The sequence below is a fragment of the Sphingomonas sp. 37zxx genome (genome assembly GCF_000786205.1).
GTDB lineage: Bacteria > Pseudomonadota > Alphaproteobacteria > Sphingomonadales > Sphingomonadaceae > Sphingomonas.
In genome coordinates, this window is the sequence record NZ_JROH01000060.1 from 1 (window position 1) to 8,379 (window position 8,379).

The window sequence follows — 8,379 nt, forward strand, 5'->3', positions numbered from 1 at the left end:
TGAGGCTCCTATATTTGTCAAGCGGGCGTCGCCGACGCTGCCGACCGACGGCTCGATGCCCGCTTCGGCGAGGCGTTCGGTGTACCTGATGGACGCATATTGGGCGGATTCAACCGGTCGTCGCAACGCTTCAAAGCGGAGGCGGGCGATGGATATCAAGAAGCGACGTTCGAACCAGTGCACCCGATCACAATTGCGGTCGCCGGGAAGGCCACCAGTTGCCAACCGGCAGCAGCGTGCAATGTTCTGGAGCTATGTTGCTACCGGGATGAGCAGCGAGGCGGCAGCGGTGAAGGCTGGAGCGTCACAACCAGTTGGCAGCCGTTGGTTTCGGGAGGCGGGCGGCATGCCACCAGTGGAGTTCAGGCGATCGGCGGTCGCTGTGATGAACCAGCCCGCCACGATGCACTGGTCGGCGATCGTGGAGCGCCTGCTCCAAGGCATCCAGCACAAGCTGGCATGCGCCGTCCTGCTGGCTCGCCAGCCCACGATATAGCGGGCGTAGACGTCGATCACGAACGCGACATAGACGAACCCGGCCCAGGCCGAGACGTAGGTAAAATCCGAGACCCACAGCCGGTTCGGTGCCGGCACGTGGAACTGGCGGTTGACGTAATCCAGCGGGCAAGGTGACGCCCCTTCGACAGGCTCAGGACAGGCTTACGAAGAATCTCGTTGGCCTGCCGCAGCTCGCGGCTCTCGCGTTCCAGTGCCTTCAGCTTGTCGGCCGTATCGGTCGGCGCGCCAGCACGCTTGCCGCTGTCGACCTCGGCCTCCTTCACCCACTCGTGCAGCGTCTGCGGTGCGCAGCCTATCTTCTCGGCAACCGACACCACCGCCGACCAGCGCGATGGATAGTCGCCCTCGTGATCCAATATCATCCGCACAGCACGGGCGCGAACCTCGGGTGAAAACTTGTTCGTCGGCTTGCTCATATCGACTCCGCCTTCTCAGGAGTTGGTGCCTCCGACAATCCCGGTGCGGTTCAAACCGGCGATTGTTGGCCTCCCCCGTCATCTCACGAGACGGGATAACGCTTTCGGCAGAGGCTCGTTGCCGCCGGTGTTGACGCTCCTGAGATGCGAGCGAACTCGCTGCAGAACCTTGTTGCGAATTATTCTCTTTACTAACAAGGCTGAATCGATAATGCGACCTGATATCAACAAGGGGGAATTATATTGTCTGCTGCTATTGGCCTTTGGTCACTCGCACTGGTGCTCGGAGCATCAGGCGAGGCGCTACCCGCGACCGCCGGGATCGACACCGACACGGCGACGGAGACTCAGGGTCGCGACATCGTGGTAAATGGCGAGCGCGACAAACGCCCCACCACGTCGACACGTCTCCCGCTGACGCTCAAACAGACCCCGCAATCGGTAACGGTCGTGGACCGCCAGCGGATCGAGGATTTCAACCTCAACACGGTTGCCGATGTGCTGGCGCAGACGCCCGGCGTCACGGTCAATACGATCGACAGCAACCGCTCGAACTTCAACGTGCGCGGCTTTGCGGTGCGCAACTTCCAGCTCGATGGCGTGCCGACGATTTACCAGGTCAGCGGATATGAGAACAGCGCGGTCGGCGACATGGCGATCTATGACCGGGTCGAGATCGTACGCGGCGCGGCTGGCCTGCTCGCCGGGGTCGGCGACCCTTCGGCGACGGTCAATTTGATCCGCAAGCGCGCACCAAGCGAACTGCGCGGCTATTACAACCTCACCGCGGGTTCCTGGTCCCATTATCGGATGGAAGCCGATGTCGGCGGCCCGCTGACACGCAATGGCTCGGTGCGCGCGCGCATCGCCGCCGCCTATACCGACACCGGATCCTATATCGATCTGCAGCACGACCGGAACCCGGTGGTGTATGGCACGATCGAAGCCGATGTGACGCCGCATACCCGCCTGCGCGTCGGCGGCGACTATCTGCGCACTAATTCGCAGGGCGCGGGCTGGGGCACGGTGCCGCTGATTTTCAACGACGGCACCCCGACCGATTTGCCGCAGTCGTTCACCGGCACCGCCGACTGGAGCACCTGGTCACGTGAGCAGACCACGTTGTTCGCCGCCGCCGAACAGGATATCGGCGAAAGCTGGCTGGTGCGGCTGAGCTACAACCGCCGCGCGGGAACGAACGAGAGCGCGCTGCTCAACATCGCCAACGGCTTTCCGCGGCGCGATGGCACCGGGCTCAACATGTGGACCTTTTACGGCGAGGTCGATCAGCATGAAGATGCAGTCGATGGCTATGTTGCGGGCAAGGTCACCTTGTTCGGTCGCGACCATGAAGTGGTTGGCGGCGTCAACTGGTTCGATCGCAGTTTTACCGTCAACCGCTCGGCCTTTGATCTGACGGGCTATCCGACCACCGCGCCGAGCATGCTCGACTGGACCGGCAATCTGGCGCGGCCACCGATCATCCAGTCCAACGATCCCGACTGGACCCAGGATTTCGAGCAGCTGGGGGCCTATGGCGTCGTGCGCCTCAACCCAGCCGACTGGCTGAAGGTCATCATCGGCGCGCGCTATACCGACTATCGCTCGGGCCGCGACAATTTCACGCCCGCAGGCGCGCTCGATCCTGCGCGTCCCTCGACCGGACAGGCGGAGCAGCGCTGGGCGCCCTATGGCGGCATAGTCGTCGACCTGACCGGCGCGGTGTCGCTCTATGCCAGCTATGCGAGCGTGTTCTCGCCTGTCTCGGCGCGCGGTGCCGATGGCAACCTGCTCGACCCCACCGTCGGTGCCAATTACGAAGCGGGGGTGAAAGCCACGCCATTCGGCGAAGGCTTCACGATGTCGGCTGCGGGGTTCCACATCAAGCAGGACAATATAGCGGTTGCCGATCCGACCGCGCCGCTTTTGCCCGACGGATCGATGGCTTCGATCTCGGTCTCTGGGGTCAGCACCTGGGGCGGCGAGGCCGAACTGGCGGGGGAGCCGATAACCGGCTGGACGCTGGCCGCCAGCTACACCTATGCCCGCAGCGAGGATCGCACCGGCGATCGGGTGTTGCCGCAATTCCCACTGCACATTGCGCGTCTCTACACCACCTATCGCCTGCCCGGGGACCGGTTGACGATCGGCGGCGGCGTCAGCGCGCAATCGCGCCTGTTCGTCACCGGCGCGCTGCCGACGGGTGCGTTCAACGCCAACGGCACGCCGGTGACCGCGCCCGGCGAAGTCAGCCAGGACGGCTATGCGCTGGTCGATTTGTTGCTGCGCTATCGCGTGACCGAGCACGCCACGCTGGGCGTCAACGTGACGAACCTGTTCGACCATGAATATTACCGCAATGTCAGCTTCGGCTTTGGTGGCCCGGGGGGCTTTTACGGCACGCCGCGCCGCGTGATGGGAAATATCCGCGTTGGCTTCTGATGCGGCCCTCTGCCCGGGCGGCGTGCGGTGACGACCGTCACTGACATGCCGCGCGCGGGATGGCTGCGGCGCGGCGACATCGCGCTTCGCACGCTGGCCGCCGTGCCGCTGGGATATGCGGTGTCCAGCCTGTGGGGCATGGCGCTGGCGCGCATCCTGCCGATGGCGCGTGCCGAGGCGTCGATTACCGGAGGGTTGGTGGCGCTGGCGCTGTGCGCCGTGGCGGCGATGTATGCCTTCGCGGCGCGTAGCGGGGTGCGCGCCGTCATCGTCCTGACACTGCTGGGCGCGGTGGCGGGTGCCATCACCTGGATGTCGATCGCCGCTGGGGGCCGGGCATGAGCAAGGGATTCCGTCAGAGCCAGGCATGGCTTCATACCTGGTCGGGGCTGCTGCTCGGCTGGCTGCTGTTCGTGGTATTCCTTACCGGTAGCGTCGCCTTGTGGCGCGAGGGGATGAACCGGTGGATGCGCCCCGAACTGGCGCGCGTCGAAAGTCCGATGACGGTGCTGGCGGGCGCGCAGCGTTTTCTCGAGGGCAAGGCGCCCGATGCCAAGTCGTGGTTCATCACCATGCCCGGTGTCAGCGCCCCCGGCGCGCAATTATTCTGGGTGCCGCAGCCCAATCCCAACGAACCTCCAGGCCGGCGGGGCCGCCGCGACAACCAAGCGCTGATCGGGGCCGATGGCGAGCCGGTCACCGCACGTGAGACGCGCGGCGGCGAATTCTTCTATCGCTTCCACTTCGACCTTTATTACCTGCCGGTTATCTGGGCGCGATGGCTGGTCGGCATTGCCACCTTCATGATGCTGGTGGCGATCCTGACCGGGGTGGTCACCCACAAGAAGATATTCCGCGACTTCTTCACGCTGCGGCGTGCGAAGGGCCAGCGGTCGTGGCTCGACGGGCATAATGCCACCGCAGTGCTGGCGCTGCCCTTCCATCTGATGATCACCTATACCGGGCTGGTCACGCTGATGGCGCTGCTGATGCCTTGGGCCACCGTCGCCAATTACGAGGATGAGCGGCAGTTTTTCGACTCGCTGTTCCCCTATGTCGAGGCGGCAGAGCGTAGCGGTACCCCCGCGCCGCTGGTCGATCTTCGGACGCTAGTGGGCGATGCCGAACGGCGGCTGGGCGGCAAAGCCGGCACGGTTGAGGTCAGCCAGCCAAACGACGCAGTGGCATTGGTCTCGGTCAGCCGCGCGTCGCGCTCGATGCTCAACAGCCGCGCGCCGCGGATCACCTACCACGGCACGACCGGTGCGGTGGTGTGGGCGTCGCCCGCCCCCGGGCCTGCGGCGGTGACGGCAGGCGCGATGATCGGCCTTCATGCCGGTCGTTTCGCGGATACCGCGCTGCGCTGTATCTATTTCCTGTGCGGCGTCGCGGGGACACTGATGGTGGCCAGCGGGCTGGTCCTATGGACGGTCAAACGGCGTGAGAAGCTGCCTGATCCGACGCGCCCGCATTTTGGATTCCGACTGGTCGAGCGGTTGAACATTGCGGTCGTCGGCGGCTTTCCGTTCGCGGTTGGCGCCATGCTGTGGGCCAATCGGCTGCTGCCCGTCGCAATGCCCGAACGTGCCGCATGGGAGGTGCATGTGCTATTCATCGCCTGGGGTGTGGCGACGCTGCTGGCGCTCCTGCTGAAGCCCGCGCGTGGCTGGACCGGATTGCTCGCGGCGACCGGCGTGCTGCTGGGGGTGATCCCGTTATACAATATCGGTTTTACCGAGCGCGGGCTGATCGCATCGGTGCTGGCCGATGATTGGCTGCCGGTCGGCGTCGACCTGACGCTGCTGGTCTTTGCTGCCGGGTATCTGGCAACCGCTCGCGCGGTCTCCCGTTATCGCCCGGCCGGGCCGAAGCCACGCCGTTCGCCGGTGCCGACAATCATGGCGACGGCGACCGTGGCGGAGCCCGCCGAATGACTGCGATTGCGCTGATACTTGCGGTCGCTGCGTTCGCGCTGCTGGGCCTGTCGAGTGACGCCCATGCGGTGGCCCGGCTGGGTAAGCGGCCTGATGCGTCGGTTCGCGGGTTCCGCCGCAATGCCGCCTCGGCCTTGCTGGCCGCAACCTTTACCGTCGCGATGCTTGGGCATGGCTGGGTGTTCGGCCCGATCTATTGGTGCGGAATCATCATGCTCGCCGCCGGGCTGGTTTTTCTGGCGCTCAATCTGCTTCCCCTTTCGTTGAGGATCAAATGATGAAAATGCTTACGTTCGCCGCTGCGCTTTGCGTCCTTTCCAATAGCGCAGCCGCGCATGAAGTGTGGATCGAGCGCGACGGCAGCGGCTCGGCGCGGATATATCTGGGCGAACCCGCCGATCCGATGCCCGAAGGCGGTGACCCCGAGTTCGAAAAGCTCGTAGCCCCCAAGCTGTTGACCCCGACGACGGGAACGCCCGCACGCCGCGCGGGCTTCCTCGAAGTCACGGTTGCGCCTGGCGATGTGCGCGCATGGGATGACAGCGTTTTCCAGCCCTGGGGCGAGGCGGGCAAGCGCGAATCGGTGGTGTATTACGCGCGCGCCGGTCGCAGCGAGCCGCGCGCGACCATGCCGCTCGAGATCGCGCCCGTATCGGAGAACGGCGATCGCTTCGCGGTGATGCGGGACGGCAAGCCCGTTGCCGGTGCCAAGATGGTGGTGGTGTCGCCCGACAAATGGACGCGAACGCTGGTGGCCGACGCGATGGGAACGGTGGTGGTGCCGAGCCGCGAGCCGGGCCGATATCTACTGTCGGTGTCGATTCGCGACGAGGGCACTCACGCTACGCCCGAGGGACCGGTAGCGGTCCTCCATCGCATCGCGACGACCACGTTCGTGCGGTGAAGCTGCACTGGCTGGCACCGTGCGACATGCGCAAAGGGCTTTGACGGGCTATCGGTCCAGGTCCGCCATATCCTGCAGCTCGATCCGTTCAGCGGCGCTGTGTTCCTGTTCCGGGGCAAAAGGGGCGACAGGCTAGAGGCGCTGGTCTGGGATGGATCGGGCCTTTGCCTGTACGCAAAGGCCCTCCTGAGCGAAGTCGAAGGGCGGCTCAAGCGGGGCAAGTTCGTGTGGCCCCGGACACAGGACGGGGTGGCGGTCCGGCTGTCGTCTGCGCAAGTGGCGATGCTGATCGAAGGGCTCGACTGGCGGCAGGCGATCGTACAAGAAAGGGTGCCGGTACCGACGCTCGCCTGATCAGAAAATGCCCGAAAAACCCGCGTTTTTGTAGGATCAAAGCCGCGGTTGCGCTATAGTTGCGGGCACGCGGTTCGACCTTGACCGCCTTCCTTCAGGCCCTGTTCTCCTGCAGAAAATGGTGCGGGAGATGGCCGAGGCCGTTGAACTGGAGCGCGATGCGCTGAGGCTTGCGAACGACACCCTCAAGACACAGAGCCTGACCATCGCCAAGCTCGAGCACCGGCTCGCGCGCCTTTTGCGGGTGCAGTTTGGCCGCAGCTCGAAGCAGATGGATATCGCCCAGCTGCGCCTGATATTCGAGGAAGTCGATACGCCAGCGCCTGCCAATGATGACGATGCGGCGGCAAAGCCGAAGGGTATCCGCAAGGCAGGGTCACGCCAGCCCATCCCGGCCCATATCCCCAGGCAGACGACGGAGCATCATCCCGTCCCCTGTGGCTGCGGCGGCACCGATACCGTCATCGGTGAGGATGCGACGGAAGTGCTGGATTATGTGCCTGCCCGGTTCCGGGTGCTGCGCCATGTGCGCCCTCGCATTGCATGCCGGCACTGCGAACAGATCCGCCAGGCGCCGGCCATCGATCTTCCGTTGCCCAAGGTCATGGCGAGCAGCGCGCTGCTCGCGCATCTGATCGTCAGCCGCTTTGTCGATCATCAGCCCTGGTATCGTCAGTCGGCGATCCTGCGCCGCCAGGGCGTGGATGTCGATCGTGATGTGATGGGATCTGGCCCGCAAGCTGGCTTGGCTCATGTGCCGCGCTTGTAGCCGTCGGCCTGGAGATAGCCACGATACCCGGCAAGATGCGCTGCGGGATGCTCTCCGCCGCGACCCTGGGTAAAGCGGAACACGACCGCTGGCGGTGTAATGTCACCGCTCGACCCACCATCGCGCAGATAGACCCAGAAATATGCGGTCCTGCTACCGTCTTCGCCGCGCAGCACCGTGACCGGCGTCTCGTCCCCATGGATCTTGGGTGCTTCACAGATATAGGAGAGCAGCCGCTGCCCAAGGAGGTCCTCGGCCTGTGGCTCGAGCAGAATGAGGGTGCGAAGTTCTGGCTGCGGGTGATGAACGAGCTGCGCAACCGCGGCACCGAGGATATCCTGCTCGCCGTCGTCGATGGCCTCAAGGGTTTCCCGGAGGCGATCACCGCCGTCTTCCCCGATGCGATCGTCCAAACGTGCATCGTGCATCTGCTCAGGAACTCGATGGACTTCGTGTCCTGGAAAGACCGCAAGAACCTCGCCAGCGCGCTCAAGGAGATTTACCGCGCGCCCAGCGCGGAGGCGGCCGAACAGGCGCTGAGCGCGTTCGAGGCCGGCCCCTGGGGCCAACGCTATCCCGCCATCGGCCAAAGCTGGCGGCGCGCCTGGGGCGAAGTGATCCCGTTCTTTGCGTTCCCCGACGAGGTCCGCCGGATCGTCTACACCACAAATGCGATCGAGGCGCTGAACGCGAAGCTCAGACGCGCCGTCCGCGCCAGGGGCCATTTTCCCAGCGACGAGGCTGCCACCAAGCTGCTCTATCTGATCTTGAACCGATCGGAGAAAGAGTGGAAGATGCCGCCACGGGAGTGGTCCATGGCCAAGCATGTCCTGAGCTTGTCGAAGGGGCCCAGTTCGCCGTCATCTTCGGCGAGCGCTTCATCAGGGCCATGGCGGCGTAATGTTCAACCGCCCGCCCGCACACGAAATTCCTGACGGTCCCGCCAGACCGCCGCAACGCTGACCGACGCGCCGCGCGCGGCCTGCGCATTGCGGATCTCGTCCAATGTCAGGTCCGAGTTCGCCTCGATCAGCGAGCGAA

At 64.8% G+C, this 8,379-nt stretch carries 8 protein-coding genes and 4 pseudogenes; 9 read left to right on the forward strand and 3 right to left on the reverse strand.

From position 1 onward, the window contains the following. Positions 1-183, reverse strand: a 183-nt coding sequence (locus QU44_RS19010; RefSeq protein WP_156141229.1) for a hypothetical protein, incomplete at its 3' end; no start/stop codon positions are given. Between QU44_RS19010 and QU44_RS18755 the strand changes: the two are divergent. Next, positions 149-355 (forward strand): annotated as a pseudogene (locus QU44_RS18755) (IS30 family transposase); the annotation flags it as partial. The gene QU44_RS19010 and the pseudogene QU44_RS18755 sit on opposite strands and share 35 nt — an antisense overlap. 18 nt (positions 356-373) lie before the next feature. On the opposite strand, the pseudogene QU44_RS17945 reads toward QU44_RS18755, so the two are convergent. Further along, positions 374-935, reverse strand: a pseudogene (locus QU44_RS17945) (DDE-type integrase/transposase/recombinase); the annotation flags it as partial. Positions 936-1,178: 243 nt separating this feature from the next. On the opposite strand from QU44_RS17945, the gene QU44_RS15560 reads away from it, so the two are divergent. The 7 genes and pseudogenes from QU44_RS15560 (at position 1,179) to QU44_RS17230 (ending at position 7,338) form a co-directional block, all read left to right on the forward strand. Further along, complete coding sequence (locus QU44_RS15560) at positions 1,179-3,377, forward strand: TonB-dependent siderophore receptor (RefSeq protein ID WP_197054351.1); 2,199 nt, start codon at positions 1,179-1,181, stop codon at positions 3,375-3,377. Between the two features lie 27 nt (positions 3,378-3,404). Continuing rightward, positions 3,405-3,719, forward strand: a complete 315-nt coding sequence (locus QU44_RS15565; protein WP_231621771.1) for a hypothetical protein — start codon at positions 3,405-3,407, stop codon at positions 3,717-3,719. Next, entirely contained in the window at positions 3,716-5,311 is a 1,596-nt protein-coding gene (locus QU44_RS15570; RefSeq protein WP_052134960.1) for a PepSY-associated TM helix domain-containing protein, read from the forward strand. Before QU44_RS15565 ends, QU44_RS15570 begins: the two co-directional genes overlap by 4 nt. Continuing rightward, positions 5,308-5,589: a DUF3325 family protein gene (locus QU44_RS15575; protein ID WP_033923328.1), complete on the forward strand. Its 282-nt coding sequence runs from the start codon at positions 5,308-5,310 to the stop codon at positions 5,587-5,589. The genes QU44_RS15570 and QU44_RS15575 overlap by 4 nt, the downstream gene beginning before the upstream one ends. Beyond that, positions 5,589-6,215, forward strand: coding sequence for a DUF4198 domain-containing protein (locus tag QU44_RS15580; RefSeq protein WP_231621772.1), 627 nt, complete (start codon positions 5,589-5,591; stop codon positions 6,213-6,215). The genes QU44_RS15575 and QU44_RS15580 overlap by 1 nt, the downstream gene beginning before the upstream one ends. Before the next feature lie 45 nt (positions 6,216-6,260). Further along, positions 6,261-6,569, forward strand: a pseudogene (gene tnpB, locus QU44_RS15585) (IS66 family insertion sequence element accessory protein TnpB); the annotation flags it as partial. A gap of 130 nt (positions 6,570-6,699) precedes the next feature. Continuing rightward, entirely contained in the window at positions 6,700-7,338 is a 639-nt protein-coding gene (locus tag QU44_RS17230) for an IS66 family transposase zinc-finger binding domain-containing protein (RefSeq protein WP_052134962.1), read from the forward strand. Here the strand turns inward: QU44_RS17230 and QU44_RS19015 are convergent. Beyond that, on the reverse strand, positions 7,320-7,694 hold the full coding sequence (locus tag QU44_RS19015) for an IS66 family transposase (protein ID WP_081988104.1): 375 nt from the start codon (positions 7,692-7,694) through the stop codon (positions 7,320-7,322). The genes QU44_RS17230 and QU44_RS19015 overlap by 19 nt on opposite strands. Between QU44_RS19015 and QU44_RS17235 the strand changes: the two are divergent. Further along, positions 7,581-8,239, forward strand: a pseudogene (locus tag QU44_RS17235) (IS256 family transposase); the annotation flags it as partial. The gene QU44_RS19015 and the pseudogene QU44_RS17235 overlap by 114 nt on opposite strands. Positions 8,240-8,379: the final 140 nt, after the last annotated feature.

Bases quoted from the DNA above. Each gene is read 5' to 3' on its own strand.
- QU44_RS15570 (WP_052134960.1), top strand. From the start codon at position 3,716: ATGAGCAAGGGATTCCGTCAGAGCCAGGCATGGCTTCATACCTGGTCG.
- QU44_RS15575 (WP_033923328.1), top strand. From the start codon at position 5,308: ATGACTGCGATTGCGCTGATACTTGCGGTCGCTGCGTTCGCGCTGCTG.
- QU44_RS15580 (WP_231621772.1), top strand. From the start codon at position 5,589: ATGAAAATGCTTACGTTCGCCGCTGCGCTTTGCGTCCTTTCCAATAGC.
- QU44_RS17230 (WP_052134962.1), top strand. From the start codon at position 6,700: ATGGCCGAGGCCGTTGAACTGGAGCGCGATGCGCTGAGGCTTGCGAAC.